Raw genomic sequence first — 18538 nt, forward strand, 5'->3', positions numbered from 1 at the left:
ATGCCATGCTTGATTTATTTCCTCATTAAATAATGACCATGCCACTCCATGTAACACCGCTTCATCCTGCTCAGCGGGATATCCTGATGGATTTGTTGATCAATGCAGAAAACTCGACCTACAATGTTGGAGGTGTAACCCGTCTCACCGGCCCGCTTCACAAAGAGACATTCATCGCTGCCGCCGAAACGTTGCCGGTTGTATTCGACGTATTCCGGATGAGGTTCGACCTCGGCGAACAGGCGCCACAAGCCTACCTGGACGATACTTTTAACAGGCAGGAAGTCATATGTATGGATTTCACGGGAGCGTCGCCAGCGGCCGTAGAAAAATGGATACGGGAACGGCTGGAAATACCTTTTGTCCTGCAAAAGGAGAACGCGCTTTGCGAACAGTACCTGCTATCCATATCACCGGAAGAACACTATTATTTCAGTAAATATCATCACCTGATCAATGACGGGTATGGTCTGGCCGCCACCTACCAATACGTGGCCCGTAAATACCAGTCTCTGTTACAGGGCACAACGTTGGAGTGGTCGCCGGTATCCTATGTGGCTGCTGCCGGTGAAGCCCTTGCTTACCAGCAGTCGCCGGCATACCAGGAAGACGCTGCCTACTGGAGAGAGAAGATCGATAAAAAACCGGCGCAACTGCTGGAACGCAGATACGCAAATACCAACACGCATCCGCGGCAATGCCGGACTTTCGTGCTGGAATTTACCGCTGCGGAAAAAGCTGCGCTGGTGGACCTGCAACAAACTACCCAGGCGAACCTGCTTCGCCTGACACTGGCAGCGCTCACCATCTACTTCGCCAGGACCACCGAACATGCGGCCTTTGCGTTCGGCACGCCGGTGCATAGAAGAAGAGACACATCATTGCAGCAGATCGCCGGTATGTTTTCCGGTATCACACCGTTTCAGGCAATATATCAGCAAAACGATACGGTCGCTGCACTGCTGGAGAATATGGCGATTACCAGGAAAAATGATAACCGCCATCAGCAATATCAGGTGGCAGACCTGAGCCGTTCGCTGAAACTTAACGGTACCACGGAACAACTCGTGGATATTCTGGTAAACCACGCTAACCTCAATTTTAACTTCGACTTCGGAGAGAATATACAGGCGGTTACCACGGAACTCACCAGTGAGATCACACGGTATCCGCTGGAGCTGCTCTGGCGCGACTATGGAGAGGGACAACCGCTGGAACTAAAAACAGATTACTACCCGTCGTATTTCACGGAAACGGACATACGTTTATTTGTGAAACGATTATTGCATATCATACAGCAATTCAAAACCGGATGGCAACAAACGCTGGAGGAAATCAGCATCCTGCCGGAGGAAGAACAAACGCTACTGGCGTCTTTTAATAATAATAAGATAGACGTTGATCCCTATCCATATATCCATGCGCTCATAGAAGAACAGGTAAAAATCCAGCCAACAGCGGAAGCTGTGCTGTTTGAAGACCAAACGCTCACTTACCGGCAGCTGGATGAAAAAGCCAACCAGCTGGCGCATTATCTGCGCGAAAAAGGCGTACGGGAAGGCACGTTCGTTCCCGTGTGTATGGAACGTTCTGCCGAAATGGTGCTGGGCATACTGGCTGTGCTGAAAGCCGGCGGCGCTTATGTGCCGGTAGATCCTGCTTATCCGCAACACCGCATCACCTTCATGCTGCAGGATACCCGGGCGGCTATCGTGCTCAGCAACCTGCCGCCGGAACAATATACGACTGCGACAATCGTTGATATCCGCCAGCTGGCGGACGTCATCGGAGCGTACCCTGTAACACCGCCGGAAACGGCCTTACAACCGCAACATCCCGCTTATGTGATCTATACGTCCGGTTCCACGGGCAACCCGAAAGGCGTCACCATCACGCATCAGAGCCTCGTGGCGTCCACACAGGCAAGAATAGCCTGTTATGGTAATACCGGCACAGCGCTGCTGGTGCCGTCTTTCTCTTTCGATTCTTCTGTAGCGGTGATATTCGGTACACTCTGCTCCGGCGGCAGCCTGATCGTATGCCGCGAAGAAACACTGAAAGACGCAGAGACTGTAAAACAACTGCTCACCCGTACGGATATGGTCCTGTGCGTACCTTCCTACTACCGGTTTCTCCTGGAAGAAGGGCTGCTGCAGGAAGCAGCGCTGACAACCGTTATCCTGGCAGGGGAGGCGCTGGAGGTAACACTGGCCCATCGTCATTTCAGAGAAGTGAAAAAAGCCACGCTGTATAACGAATACGGCCCTACGGAATGTACGGTATGGTCATCGGTGGCGCAAATACAACCAGGTGACAAACAGATCACCATCGGAAAGCCGGTGGCAAATATGGAGGTCCATATACTGGATGCACAGCAACGGACGCTGCCGGTAGGCGTGACCGGGGAGTTGTATATCAGCGGCCCCCAGGTGGCCAATGGTTACCTGCACCTGCCCGCTATGACGGCAGAGAAATTTATCACAGACGCAGCAGGTAACCGGCTGTATAAAACCGGGGATACCGGCCGCTGGCTGCCGGATGGCAATATAGAATACCTGGGCCGTATAGACGATCAGGTGAAGATCCGCGGTTACCGTATCGAATTAGGCGAGATAGGCCATGCATTACAGGAGTGCGAAGGGGTGAAACACGCGGTGGTAGTGGCGTGGACAGATGAACGTAACAACAAGCGCCTCGTCGGCTACGTGACCACAGGCGCGGGCTACGATAAGATGGCTGTATTAAACCGGCTAAAAGAAAAGCTGCCGGAATATATGGTGCCGTCGGTACTTGTGGAACTGGCGCAGCTGCCGTTGTCCGTCAATGGTAAGGTGGACAAAAAGGCGCTACCGGCCCCGGAAGCAGCCGATCTTCAACTTCAGGAATATGTGGCGCCGCGTAATGAAACGGAACGGCAACTGGCCGCTATCTGGCAGGAACTGCTGGCCCTGCAACAGGTAGGGATATACGACAATTTTATAGAGCTGGGAGGAGACTCCATCGTCTCCATGCAGGTAGTCAGCCGCGCCAGACGACTCGGATACGAACTGAAAGCAAAGGACCTGTTTAAACATCAGACAGTAGCGGCACTGGCACAGCTCTTATCTGCGGTAAAAGTGGAGAGCACTGCCGGTGAACAGGGGATGCTGACAGGCAGGAGCGGTTTACTGCCCATTCAGCATTGGTATTTTGAAGAAGGACCGGCATTGTTTACCCAGCAGCTGCTGCTGGAAGCAGATAAAAAACTGTCACCGGTAGCACTGGAGGCCGCACTCCATCGGTTGGTGCAATACCATGATGCGCTCCGTTTTGTCTATCAACAGGACGCAGACGGATGGCAGCAGTCCTATGGAACGGCGGAACCTACGTTGCATATCAGGGATATGCGAAGGAAACAGAAAACCTGGCAACAACATATCCCCGCCTGTGTGGCAGAAAGCCAGGCGCGCCTGGATATTCACCAGGGTATCCTGCTGCAGGCTACCCTGCTACAAACGCCTGCCGCCGAGGCGCACAACCGGCTGTTGCTGGTGGTGCATCACCTGGCCATAGACGGCGTATCCTGGCGTATCCTGCTGGAAGACCTCAACCGCCTGCTGGAACAACCCACTGCGACAACAGATGTTGTATTAGGCGCTAAAGGCAGTTCCTGCCGCCAGTGGCAGGAGGCCCTGACGGGTTATGCGAATAACCGTGGCCGCCGGCAACAACGTTACTGGGAAACGGTAGTGGCGAAACGTACGCCGCTACATACCGATCTGCCGTATACCGGTAAGATAACAGTATCGGATATACGTAAGGAAACGGTGCGTCTCGATGCTGCCGCTACCCGCCGCCTGTTGCAGGAGGTGTCGGCGGCCTACCGTACGGAAATTAACGATATCCTCCTGGCAGCCCTGGCTATGACCCTGACAGCATGGAACAAAGGCGCCGGCGTATTGGTGGGCCTGGAAGGGCACGGCAGGGAAGAAATTACGCCCGGCATCGCCGTTAACCGCACTGTTGGCTGGTTCACCAGCCAGTACCCGGTCTGGCTGGAAGCCGCTGACGGCGTATCTGCCGGCCGGCTGATCAGGGATATCAAAGAACAGTTACGCCAGGTGCCGGATAAAGGCATCGGCTATGGCGTCAATAAATATATTGGTAAACAAGCTTCCCTGCAAGGCGCCGTGCCCTGGGAGGTAGGCTTTAACTACCTCGGCCAGGGAGATAACCTGTCTGCGGCACAGGGAGCTGTAAAGGCATCGCTGTCTTCACTGGAAGCCGGCGGAGCGCCGCAGCGGACCATCCCCGAAAAACTGACGGTCAACAGTATGGTCAGTGACGGCGAGCTCAGTATCGAATGGAGCTACAGCCAGCTGCACTTCCATGAAGCTACTATTGCTGAACTCGCGGCAGCGTACCGCTATCACCTGGAAACACTGATCGCACACTGCGCAGAGCGCAGCCGGCAGGCGCCGGTGCTTTCACCTTCCGACTATGGGCTGGGCGGCGCAATGACCAATGATGAACTGGACCGGTTCCTGAGTGCCAAAAAATCCCCGGTCGCCGGCCTGTACCGGCTCACCGGATTACAGGAGGGCATGTTGTTCCATGGATTGTATGATGAAAAAGGAGGGTCCTATATTGAGCAGTTTGGATGTGAACTTCCCCATTTAGACGTAGACGCCTTCCGGAAAAGCTGGGAACACCTGGTACAACACCATACTATTTTCCGTAGCGCTTTCTATGCAAAGCTCTGCAGTGTTCCGGTGCAATGCGTACACCATGAAGTTGACTTGCCTTTCGCGGTATTGGACTACCGGCACATGACGGCAACGGACCGGCAGGAAGCGCTTCAGGCCTGGATGGCCGCCGACCGCCAGCAGGGGCTGGACTTTGAAAAAGCACCCCTGATGCGCATTACCCTGTTCCGCCTGGAAGACAATACCTACCGTATGCAATGGACTTACCATCACCTCCTGATGGATGGCTGGTCCCTGCCGGTATTACTCGGGGAACTGGTGGAAACCTATGAGGCCATCCTGACCCACCATTCCCTGCCATCACGAAAGACGGATGATTTCGGAGATTATATCCGTTTCCTGGCAGACAGGGACCTGGTGGCGGAAGAAACTTACTGGCGCAGTTATCTGAGTGACGTAACAGATGGGTGTTTGTTACCGTTTGTAGCAACTACTGCTTCCCGCACGAGGGGAGGGGGACATTTTAAGGAAACAGCGTTGCGCCTGGATGCGGCCGTCCGCCAGCAACTGGAAAGATTTACCCAGCAGCAACGGATTACCCTCAATACCCTGGTACAGGGCGTGTGGGCGTACCTGTTATCCCGCTATACCGGCAAGTCTTCCGCTATGTTCGGCGTTACCGTTGCGGGTAGGCCCGATGAGTTACCCGGGGCGGATAAAAAGGTCGGATTGTATATCAATACCCTGCCGCTGTATACGATGGTGGCAAATGAGCAAACAATTGCCGGCTGGTTACAGGACATACAGGCCACGCAGCTGCAAAGCCGTGAGCACCAGTATGCCGCATTGAACGATATTCAGCATTGGGCGGGCATTCGGGAGGAGTTATTTGACAGTCTCCTGGTATTTGAAAACTATCCCGAGAATCCAGCTTTGCAATCACCTAACTGGAAATTGCAGCTGCAACAGATCCAGGTACAGGAGCAGGCCAACTATCCGCTCACGATACGCGTGATGATGGCCGACGGGCTGGAGATCGGCCTTGTATACAATGAAACCATGCTCGATGCCGCTGATGTGAGGATGATAGCGGCCCATTTTGAGCAGGTATTGCTGCAAATAGCTACACAACCCGTCAATACCATTGCGGACATTGCATTGCTGACAGCAGTAGAGAAAACACAGCTGTTGTATGACTTCAATCAGACTGCGGCCCCTTACCCTGCTGATAAGAGCATTGTGGCACTTTTTGAAGAACAGGCGGCACAAACGCCGGATGCTGTTGCTGTGGTATACGACACTACCTCATTTACCTATCAGGCACTGGATGAAGCAGCGAATCGCCTGGCCCACCGGTTGCAGGATAAGGGATTAAAAGCAGGCGCTTATGTGCCCCTGTGTTTGAAGCGTTCCGCCGGGCTGATGGTGGCGGTGCTGGGAATACTAAAGGCTGGCGGCGCCTATGTGCCGGTAAACCCGGAGTATCCCGCAGAGCGGATATTGCAATTGCTGAACGACTGCGATAGTCCGCTGATCATCACTGATACGGAATGGAAGGATACCCTTGAGACTATTGCTGACAAAGAATTACTTTATATCGATCATCATCCGGAGCTGCTGCGTTATCCCGCCCATGCACCGGCAGAACAGCCTGCACCCGCGGCCGTAGCGTATGTTATGTACACCTCCGGTTCTACCGGTAAACCCAAAGGCGTAGCCGTTACGCACAAGAACGTGGTGAGCCTGGTGAAGTCGCAGGAGTATATCACGCTTACCAACGACGATGTTATACTGTCTGCCGGCTCCCTTTCTTTTGATGCCACCACCTTTGAATTTTGGGGCGCCCTGTTGAATGGCGGCTGTTTGGTATTAAGCACAGAACGAAGTTTATTGGACATAGAATGGCTGAAGCAGGAACTTCAGCAGCGCCGCGTTACCAAAATGTTCTTCACTACCAGCTGGTTCAATCAATTGGTGGATATGGATATCACCGTATTTACCGGGTTGCAGGAGGTGCTGACAGGAGGAGAGAAGATATCGGAGAAACATGCTGATAAGTTCAGACGCGCCTGTCCGCATGTTGCGCTGACTAACATATACGGCCCTACGGAGAATACAACCTTCTCGCTGTATTACCGTATTCATGAAGCATCGGTGAGCGGCAATGTGCCTATTGGCCGCCCGTTGAAAAACAGAACGGCGTATATACTGGACAGCGCCGGGCAGCCGGTGCCGGTGGGCGTAACCGGAGAACTGTATGTAGGTGGCGATGGCGTAGCAAAAGGATACCTGGACGCGGAAATGACCGCCACCCGGTTTATGCCGGACCCTTTCACCGATGATCCGGAAGCAAGGATCTATCGTACCGGCGACCTGGCCCGCTGGATGCCTGACGGCAATATCGTTTACATGGGCCGTGTGGATGAACAGGTGAAGATCCGCGGGTTCCGTATAGAACCAGGGGAAACGGCGCGTGTACTGGAAGGCTGCCCGGCGGTGAAACAGGCCGTTGTAACCGTCTGGACAGACCCGCGCAATAACCGCTATCTGACCGGCTATGTGGTGCCGGAAGACAATTTTGATAAAGAGGCTATCATGGCTTATCTCAAAGAAAGACTGCCCGACTATATGACGCCTTCTTTCCTGATAGCCCTCGAAGCCCTGCCGCTTACTGCCAATGGGAAAGTAGACAAAAAGGCCTTGCCGGCGCCGGATATGACCGCGCTTTCAGAAGCTGCGTATATGGCTCCCCGTAATGAACACGAGCGTATGTTGGTGGATATCTGGCAACAGTTGCTGGGCCGCGATCGTATCGGCATCCACGATCATTTCTTCGAAACAGGCGGGCATTCCCTGCTGGCCATGCGCCTGCAATCTGCTATCAGAAAGCAGCTGCAGGCGGAAATGCCGGTAAAGGCGATCTTCCATCATCCCACTATTGCGGGGCAGGCTGCCTATATCCTTCAACAGACCGGCCCTGTGCAGCAGGGGATCATAGCGGAAGCATATACCGGCCCGCAGCCGTTATCCTTTGCGCAGGAAAGACTCTGGTTTATTGACCGGTTAACCGGTAGCATACAGTATCATATACCTGTCGTTTACCGCCTGACAGGAACCGTCAACAAACAGGCGCTGGAGATGGCTATCCGGGAGATGGTCAACCGGCATGCGGTGTTACGTACTATCGTTACTGTTATAGATGAAGTACCCCATCAGCAAGTGATGGATAAAGATGGATGGCAGCTGGAAGCAGCAGACAGGCGTGATCTCCATGGGAATATCACAGCATTGCATGATTATGTAAAGTCCCTGATCGATGCGCCGTTCAATTTATCCGCCGACCATGTGTTGCGTGGGCAACTGATTGAGCTGTCAGAACAGGAATGCCTGCTCGCCCTGACACTGCATCACATCGCCGGCGATGGATGGTCCGTCAGCATCTTTATGAAAGAGTTGATGGAGATATATGCTGCCCTGGACCAACAGCAATTACCGGTGTTGCCGCCGCTGGATATCCAGTACACCGACTACTCCCGCTGGCAGCGCACCTACATGTCAACGGCCGTGCTGGAACAGCAGCAAGCCTATTGGAACCACCAACTGGCAGATGTAACGACACTGCAGTTGCCGCTGGACTATACCCGCCCGGCTGTATTTTCCAATCGGGGCGCTATTATACCGTTCCATATAGATGGTACGCTCCGGCAACAGCTACAGGCGCTATCACAACAGGAGGGCGCTACCTTGTTCATGACTTTGCTGGCGGCCTTCAAGGTATTGCTGCACCGCTACAGCGGCCAGGAGGATATCACGGTGGGTAGCCCTGTTTCCGGCCGTACCCGGCAGGAAACGGAAAGCCTGATCGGATGTTTTGTGAATACGCTGGCGCTACGCACGCAGCTGCATGATAATCCCACCTTTGCAGCCTTGCTGCAGAAGGTGAAAAATACCACGCTGGATGCCTATGAGCACCAGGATGTGCCGTTTGAAAAAGTAGTGGAGGCCGTCGTGAAAGAACGTGACCTCAGCTATAGCCCGCTGTTTCAGGTCATCTTTACGTTGCAGAACCTGCCGGTGGTGACCGATCTGGTATTAGGCGCTGCGTGTTTGCAGCCCGAAAGGATTGCTTATACCACTGCGCAGGTTGATCTTAATTTCACGCTGGAAGAGACGGCAACAGGATTGTCGGGCAATGTGGAATACTGTACGGACCTGTTTAAAGAAGATACGGTCCTGCGGATGATCGCTCATTTTAAACAATTGTTGGCGGCCATTGTTGCCAACCCGTCGATGGAAGTAGGCTTTTTGCCGATGTTGATGGCGGAAGAGGAAATACAGTTGCTGGATGGCTTTAACCAGACGGATACTACCTATCCGGCGGATAAAAGTATCACTGACCTCTTTGCAGGACAGGCTGCCCTGACGCCGGATGCTACCGCGCTGGTATTTGAGGGTAGGGAGATGACCTATGAGGCATTGGATATAGCGTCCACACAACTGGCGCAATACCTCGTTGAGGCGGGCGTAACGCCGGGGATGCGTGTGCCTGTTTGTATGGAGCGTTCTGATAGGCTGATCGTCGCTATCCTGGCGGTATTAAAGGTGGGTGGCGCTTATGTGCCGGTTGATCCGCACTATCCGGCAGAACGTATCAGCTTTATGTTGTCCGAAAGCAACAGTCAGCTGGTGCTGACCACTACGATGCAGTTGGCTGCGCTGGAACAGACAGGTGCTGCCATGCAATTTATCTGCCTGGACCAGGTGTCCGAAATGCTGCAGACAACGATGATGGCAGCGGTATTGCCGGTGGCACGGCCGCAGGACATGGCTTATGTTATTTATACTTCCGGCTCTACCGGCACGCCGAAAGGCGTGATGGTGAGCCACCAGAATGTGGTGAGCCTCGTGAAGGGGGCTGACTATGTTTCTTTCCGGGACTCAGACCGTTTGTTATCTACCGGTGCGCCTTCTTTCGATGCCGCCACCTTTGAATATTGGGGCATGCTGCTCAACGGCGGCCGCCTTATTCTTTGCCCGGAACAACAGCTGCTGGACAACGATCTGTTGAAACGGGAGATCCGCACGCACCAGGTAAATATGATGTGGTTTACGGCAAGCTGGTTCAATCAGCTCATAGATACGGACATCGCTATTTTTGAAACATTGTCGGTGGTACTGGCCGGAGGAGAGAAATTATCGGAAGAACATATCAGTAAATTAAAACAAAAATATCCGGCCCTGACCGTTATTAACGGTTACGGTCCTACGGAGAATACCACCTTCTCTCTTACCTACACAGTAGCAGCAGGCGCCGTGCAGGTACCGGTGCCGGTGGGCCGCCCATTGAGCAACCGGAAGGTATATGTCCTGGATAGCCGCCGCCAGCTGGTGCCGGTCGGCGTTACAGGCGAAATATATGTAGGTGGCGCCGGCCTTGCTTTGGGTTATCTCAATTTGCCTGAGTTGACAGCAGAGCGTTTTATCTCCCACCGGTTCAGTAACAACAGGATAGAGAAACTATATAAGACCGGGGACCTGGGCTGCTGGCAGGCCGATGGAAATGTGCTTTGCCTGGGTCGTACAGATGACCAGGTGAAGATCAGGGGATATCGTATTGAACCCGGTGAAACAGAAAGGGTGCTGCAGCAGTGCGAATGGGTAGAACAGGCGGTAGTGATGGCGCGTACCAATGAACAGGGCACTAAATATCTTGCCGGTTATATTGTTCCGGCAGGGGGCTTTGAAAAAGAAAAAATACAATCCTGGCTCCGGCAGCTGTTGCCTGACTATATGGTGCCTGCCGTCCTGGTGCCATTGGAGAAACTTCCGCTGACAGGCAATGGTAAGGTGAATAAACGCGCATTGCCGGAACCGGACCCCGCGCTGATGCCTGCGGCAGCGTATGTGCCTCCACGTAATGCCACCGAGCTGGTGTTGACAGGTATCTGGCAGCAATTGCTGAAAGTGTCACGGGTAGGTATATACGATAACTTCTTTGAACTGGGCGGGCACTCCCTGCTGGTAACCCGTGTGGTATCTGCCATACGCCGTGAACTGGAAGTAGAGATCCCGATACGCGACCTTTTCAATTACCCGGTAGTAGCTACGTTGGCGGACCATATCCGTCGTCAGCAACCCGGCACAGTGCTGCCGGCGGTTACCGTATCTCCACGGGATGAAAAGCTGCCGCTTTCTTCCGCGCAGGAAAGGCTGTGGTTCATCGACTGGATGGAAGGCAGCGTGGCGTATCATATGCCGCTGGTATTGAAACTGGATGGAGACCTGGACGTGACGGCGCTGAAAAATGCCCTGGAAACAATTGTGGAAAGGCACGAAGCATTGCGGACTGTTTTCCGCGAGGAAGACGGAACGGTAAGTCAGTATATCCTGCCTGGCGGCGGATGGCAGCTACAGGTGGTGGATAGGACGACAACGACCGACCGGGAGAGCATATTGGAAGAAATTACGCAATGGTGTAATCAGCCATTTGACCTGAAGGCGGATTATATGATGCGGGTACACCTGGTACAACTGGCGCCCAGGGAGTATTTCCTGGTGATCGTGCAACATCATATTGCATCCGATGGATGGTCTGTGTCCATATTGCTCAGGGAACTGGTACGCCTCTACGAAGCGGCGCACCGGCATCAGGAACTCCGGCTGGAGCCTTTACCCGTGCAATATGCGGATTATGCATTGTGGCACCGGCACCATCTGCAGGGGGCCGTATTGGACCAGCAACTGGCTTACTGGAAAGAAAAGCTGGAAGATACTGCTACGTTGCAGTTACCCATCGATTTCCCGCGCCCCGCCACACAAAGCACCCGCGGAAATACCTTGTATTATGAAGTCGATGGTACACTGACAGCCGGTATACATCAGCTGTGCAGGCAGCAGGGCGCCACTCTGTTTATGACGATGCTGGCGGCTTTCAAGGTACTGTTGTACCGTTATAGCGGGCAGGAAGATATCTGTGTGGGCAGCCCTATTGCCAACCGTACACAGCAAACTATAGAGCCGCTGATTGGTTTCTTTGTGAATACCATCGCGTTGCGCAGCAACATGGCCGGCAATCCTGACTTCCTCTCCCTGCTGAAGCAGGTAAAAGCTACGCTGCTGGAGGCATATCAATACCAGGATGCTCCGTTTGAGAAAATTGTGGAGGCGGTGGTGAGCGACCGTGATATGAGCCGTACGCCCCTGTTCCAGGTGATGTTTATCTTACAGAACCTGCCGGAAGTGCCGCATCTGCAGCTGGATGACGTGCAGGTGGCGATGCAGCCGGTAGCCAACAGTACCTCCAAATTTGACCTGACAGTGGACGTTACCACTACCGACAGCGGAATGCGTTTCCGGGTGGAATATTGCAGCGATCTGTATGAGGAGGCTACCATCGCCAGGATGATGGAGCATTACCTGGTACTGCTGGAAGCCATTGTGGCAGCGCCTTCCCGGCCGATAGGAGCATTGCCGATGCTCACGGTGGCGGAAGAAAAACAACTGTTGCAGACGTTTAACAATACGGCAAACATGTATCCTGCCGGTAAGGCGGTGATAGACCTGTTCGAAGCCCAGGCGCAGCAGACGCCGGATGCGGCTGCCGTTGTCTTCGGACCGGAACAATATACTTACCGTCAGCTGAATGAAAAGGCGAATCAGCTGGCGCATTATCTCCGGCAAAAAGGGGTAGTGGAAAATACCCTGATACCCGTATGTATGTCCCGCTCGCTGGACATGATCACCGCTATTGTGGGCATCCTGAAAGCCGGCGCCACTTATGTGCCGGTAGATCCTGCCTATCCGGAGGTACGTATCCGTTATATCCTCGCTGATACCCACTTCTCCCTGATGATTACAGATAAACGCAGCCAGGAGCTCCTGCCGGCAGACATTGCAGCAGAACGTATCCTGGTGTTGCGGACAGATGGGGAAGAAAACATACTGTCGGGGCTGCCGGTAACAAACCCCGACCGGTATACATCTCCGGAAAAAATCACTTATCTCATCTATACCTCCGGTTCCACAGGACAACCGAAGGGGGTGGAAATGCCTGACAGGGCGTTGTTTAACCTGCTTTGCTGGCAACAGCAGGAAATAGATACGCTGACGCCTAAACGTATACTGCAGTTTGCCAGTATCAATTTTGACGTGAGCTTCCAGGAGATATTCTTCACGCTCAGCTTTGGCGGCTGCCTTCACCTGGTAGACGAACAACGCAGGAAAGACATGGCTGTTCTGATGGAACAGATCAACACAGAAAAAATCAATTGTCTCTTCCTGCCTTATGTGGTATTGAAAAACCTGGCGGAATACGCAGAAGAAAGCGGTATGTATCCGCAATACCTGGAGGAAGTGATTACTGCCGGTGAACAGCTCAAATTGAGCGATGACCTCCGGTTGTTCCTGGAGAAAGGTAACACCCGTCTGCATAACCAATACGGCCCTACGGAGGCGCATGTGGTAAGTGCCTATACGATACGGCCCGAAGACTATGCCCGGCGGGTATTACCGCCTATTGGTAAACCCATAGCCAACACCCGGTTATATATCCTGGACGCCAGTGGTAATCCCTGCCCGGTAGGGGTGCCGGGGGAATTGTTTATCGGCGGGGTACAGGTGGCGAAAGGGTACCTGAACCTGCCGGAATTAACAGCAGAGCGCTTTATGGCCGATCCGTTTGATGTGACCGGGAAAGGCCGCGTGTATAAAACCGGTGATATCTGTTGCTGGTTACCGGATGGTAACATCAACTACCTGGCCCGTAAGGACGACCAGGTGAAGATCCGTGGAAACAGGGTGGAGATAGGCGAGGTGGAAAGCGTACTGGGACAATGTGAACTGGTGGCGCAATGTGTGGTGCTGGTAAAAGAAGACCAATACAGTAATAAACGATTGATCGCCTATGTAGTGCCGCAACGGCGCTTCGGAAAAGACGACCTGCGTACCTGGATGCAGTCCCGGTTGCCGGATTATATGATCCCCTCTCTTTTCATCACTTTACCTGAACTGCCACTGACCAATAATGGCAAGATCAATAAACGCGCGTTGCCGGAAGCGGACCTGAGCGCACTCGGGGCCGCTACGTACGTGGCTGCACGTAACCTCACCGAACAGCAGTTGACAGATATCTGGCGTACTTTATTACAGGTGGAAAAGATTGGCATACACGACAATTTCTTTGAATTGGGAGGCCACTCTCTGCTGGCCATGCGCCTGCAGTCTGCCCTGCGTAAACATATGGAAGTGGAGATAGCGGTGAAGTCCATCTTTGCCCATCCTACCATCGCGCGGTTGGCGGCGTTTATCCGACAGAACGGCAAAGGCTGGCTGCTGCCGGCGGTAACACCACAGCAGCGGCCGGCGCTGATCCCGCTGTCGTATAGCCAGGAACGTTTGTGGTTCATTGATCAGATGGAAGGCAGCGTACAATATCATATGCCGGTGGTATTGCGTATGGAAGGAGCACTTGATAAGGAAGCATTGTCGCAGACATTCCAGGACCTTGTGGACCGCCACGAAGTGCTGCGGTCTGTCATCGTACAGGCAGACGGGCACTCGGGGCAGCGCGTATTGCCCTCAGGGAAATGGCAGTTGCAACACATCGACCTGTGTGGCCGCCCGCAGGAAATAGCGGATTATCGCGCCCTCGTGCATATTTTGATAAGAAAACCTTTTGATCTTACCAAAGACCATATGTTGCGGGTGTATCTGATTGCACTCGATGCTACTACGCATATCCTGGTGATGAACATGCACCATATTGCGTCCGATGGCTGGTCCATCAGCGTACTGTTCCGGGAACTGTTGACCCTTTACCATGGTTATACGACGGGGGAAAAGGTGAAATTACCGGCGCTCGACATACAATATGCAGACTATGCCATCTGGCAACGGGAGTATATGTCAGATGAGGTATTGGCGGAACAGCTGGCGTACTGGAAAGAAAACCTGAAAGACGTACAGCCGCTGCAGCTGCCAACAGATAAACCCAGACCTGCCGTAAAGGGTAAAAATGGCGCCGTAGAATACCTGCAAATCGATAAGGAACTGACGGACCGGTTACTGGCCTTGTCGCAACAGGAAGGCGTAACGCTTTTCATGACGTTGCTGGCAGCCCTCAAGGTGTTGTTGTTCCGCTACAGCGGACAGGAAGATATCTGCGTTGGCAGCCCCATTTCCGGGCGTACGCGCCAGGAGGTGGAAGGACTGGCCGGTTTCTTCATCAATACCCTCGCGCTGCGCAACAACCTCGCCGGCAACCCCGCGTTCCTTGCCCTGCTGCAACAGGTGAAACAGACTACCCTCAGCGCTTATGAATACCAGGAAGTACCATTCGAGAAGATCGTGGATGCCGTGGTAACGGAGCGTGATATGAGCCGCAGCCCGTTATTCCAGGTGATGCTGGTGTTGCAGAACACGCCCGATATTCCGGAGCTGACATTGGGAGCGGTACAGTTATCGGAAGAGCCGCTGGACCATATCTCTGCTGTCTTTGACCTTAACTTCTGCCTGAAGGAGACCACAGAGGGCCTGTCCCTGATCATCCAATACAGCACGGACCTGTTCTATCATGATACGGTGACCAGGATGGGTAAACATTTTGAACAGTTGCTGCGGTCCATTACCCGTCAGCCTGCTGCCCACATCTGTGCGTTATCGTTGCTGGATGAAGCCGAAGAACAACAATTGCTGGAAGGCTTTAACAGCAGGACGTCAGCCGTAATGCAGGATATGTCATTGCCGGGCCTGTTCTCTGCGAGGGTGGCAGCCATGCCCGATGCCGCGGCATTAATGTTTAAAGATATTACGTTGACTTATAAGGAACTGGATGAGTACTCCAACCAGTTTGCACACTACCTGCGTGGTAAAGGCGTGGTACGGGATACGCTCGTGCCTTTATGTATGGAACGCTCGCCGGAGATGATTATCAGTATATACGGCATCATGAAAGCGGGTGGAGCCTATGTTCCTATAGACCCCGAATATCCGGCAGACAGGATACAATATATCCTCGCAGATACCGCCGCGGACATTATCGTCAGCAGCCCTGCGGCCAGCAACACGCTGGCGGCTGCAGCAGCGGGTCTGGAGCTGGTAATGGCGACAGACAGGGATTTATTTGCCGGTTACCCGGTGACAGCGCTGCCGGATAGCCCTGCTGCGAATGATCTGGCTTATGTGATCTTTACCTCCGGTTCTACAGGCAAGCCCAAAGGTGTACTGGTGGAACATGGCGGCGTGGTGAACCTGGTACGTGATCAGCGGGAGGCGTTTCAGATTGATGCAGGAAGCCGTATGCTGCAGTTTGCCTCTATCGGCTTTGACGCCTCCTGTATGGAAATATTCACTGCCCTGTCTCATGGTGCTGTGTTAGTGCTGCCAGGTAAGGAGGAACTGATGTCTTCTGCAGGATTTGCGGCGCTGATCAATAAGCGGAAAGTGGAGGTGGCATTTTTACCGCCGTCCTATCTGCACAGCATGAGAGAGATGTTAACCAGGGTGGCAACCGTTATTTCGTGCGGGGAGCCGTTAAACAGGGAGGATGGAAGGTTTCTGCAGGCGCGAGGCGTACGGTTCCTTAACGGCTACGGCCCTACGGAAAACAGTATCTGTACCACTGTAGCCCTTGACCCTATCCGGGAAGACGGCGTGGTAGTCATCGGAAAGCCGGTGGCCAATATGCAGGTGTATATCCTGGATGCCCACGGTGGCTTATGCCCGGTAGGCGTGGCAGGAGAGATCTGTGTGAGTGGCGCGGGATTGGCGCGTGGTTATCTCAACCGCCCGGAGCTTACCCGGGAGAAGTTTGTTGTCAATCCTTTTTCAGGTGACGGCGAAACCAGGATGTACCGCACCGGTGATCTGGGCCGCTGGCTGGCAGACGGAAACATTGAGTACATGGGACGGATCGATGACCAGGTGAAAGTACGAGGATACCGGATTGAACTAGGTGAAATAGAAAACGTGGCGCGGGAATGCGAGCATGTTAACGAAGCGGTAGTGGTTGTAAAAGGAGGAGAACATGACAACAAACTACTCGTAGCTTACGTGATACCCCGGCAGGAATTCAATAAAGACGCTATCGTCGCTTATCTGAAGAGCAAACTGCCGGAATTTATGGTGCCGCCGGTGATCATCCCGATGGAGTCATTCCCGCTGACGCCTAATGGCAAGGTTGACCGGAAAGGCCTGCCGTCGCCCGCATCCCTGATGCTCAACGAACAGTTGCAGGATGCAGGCCCTGCCAACGAAATTGAAGAGCGGCTGCTGGAAATCTGGAAAGAAGTATTGAACCTGCCCCGGTTAGGCATACACGATAATTTCTTTGCGGCAGGCGGTAACTCGATCACCGCCATCCGGCTGATTGCCAAGATGAAAGTGGATTTCCAGGTTTCTATTAATAACCTCTTCCAGCATCCTACCATCGCCGGTATTTCTAAATACGTGATCTATGAAAAGAATCACTTTAAAAATAAACTGGCAGCGTTGATGTCCCGGTTTGATCCGGCACAGACGGACCACGAGGCTGTGCAGGCGCAGGCTGCGCACATGCAACAGATGATGGAAGAACAGCAGCGGCCATACCAGGAAGAAGTAAAAGTATGGCAGCAGCTGGATGTCAGCAGTACCACCACCTATCAGCAGATCTTACTGCTGGGGGCCACCGGTTACCTGGGTATCCACCTGTTATATGACCTGCTACAGCGAAACGATACACCGGTATGTGTGTTGGTACGCGCAGAAAGTGATGAAGCGGCTTTCAACAGGTTGTCGGAAAAGTATGCTTTTTACTTTGACTCGCCGTTGCCTGAAGACCGGACAAAGCTGCGGGTATGGAAAGGAGATATCGCTTTACCGCAGCTGGGCATGGAAACGGCCGCGTTTGAGACGCTGATGTCGGAAACGGACTGTATCCTGAATACAGCCGCCAACGTAAAACACTACGGTAGTTACAGTGAGTTTGAAGCTGTAAACACCCGCTCCGTGCAGACCATACTGGATTACTGCAAGATCGGAAGAACGAAGGTTATCCATCATATCTCGACAACCAGCGTTGCCGGCATGGCTCATAAAGGCAGTACCGACTATCTGTATACGGAAGCTGATTTGTTCAAAGGGCAGGAAGTGCCTAACTTCTATGCGAAGAGCAAACTGGAGGCGGAGCGCCTGCTGGATGCAGCCAGACGGGAAGGTGTGATGGTCAACATCTACAGGGTAGGGCATTTGTCGTTCCACTCCGCAACCGGTAAGTTCCAGGAGAATATTGACAATAATGCTTTCTATAACCAGATCAAAGGCTTTATTTCCTTCCGCACAATGCCGGAGGAATTCAGTGAACTGGAATTGTCTAATATTGACCAGGTATCTGCAGCGATACTGCAGATTTTCGACAAGCCGGCATTACTGAACAGAAATTACCACGTTCGTAATCCGCATATGCTCCCTGCCGCTGATTTTGTGGCTTATCTGAACAGTTACGGGTACGATATGGAGTTGACGAATGTATACACCTACCTGGAGAGAATGTTACAATCATATCATACTAAAAAGGACCTGATAGACCGCCTGTTTCTCCAGGCTGATCTGTTTGGCGACGACAAGCAGGATGCTGGTCATCCCTATCATGTATGTTATGAGGCAACTAATGCCGTCCTGAGAAAAATGAAATTCAGATGGGCGCGTCTCAACGAAGAAAAGATACACCTGATGATCAGGTATGCCGTGGAAGTAGGATTCTTTGAGCCTGTACGTAAAAGGGCTGTGTCTTTGGGGCATGATTGATCCTTTTGATTACAACCCTGCATGATAAAAAACCTTCAGGTCTTATGACCTGAAGGTTTTTTTGTTAAACT

1 protein-coding gene is annotated in these 18538 nt (G+C 53.0%); it reads left to right on the forward strand.

The window, feature by feature from the left end; translation table 11 throughout:
* Positions 1–38 precede the first annotated feature (38 nt).
* Entirely contained in the window at positions 39–18467 is an 18429-nt protein-coding gene (locus B5D63_RS08965; protein WP_159455947.1) for a non-ribosomal peptide synthase/polyketide synthase, read from the forward strand.
* Positions 18468–18538: the final 71 nt, after the last annotated feature.

Source organism: Chitinophaga eiseniae, from assembly GCF_900167135.1.
Classification (GTDB): domain Bacteria; phylum Bacteroidota; class Bacteroidia; order Chitinophagales; family Chitinophagaceae; genus Chitinophaga; species Chitinophaga eiseniae.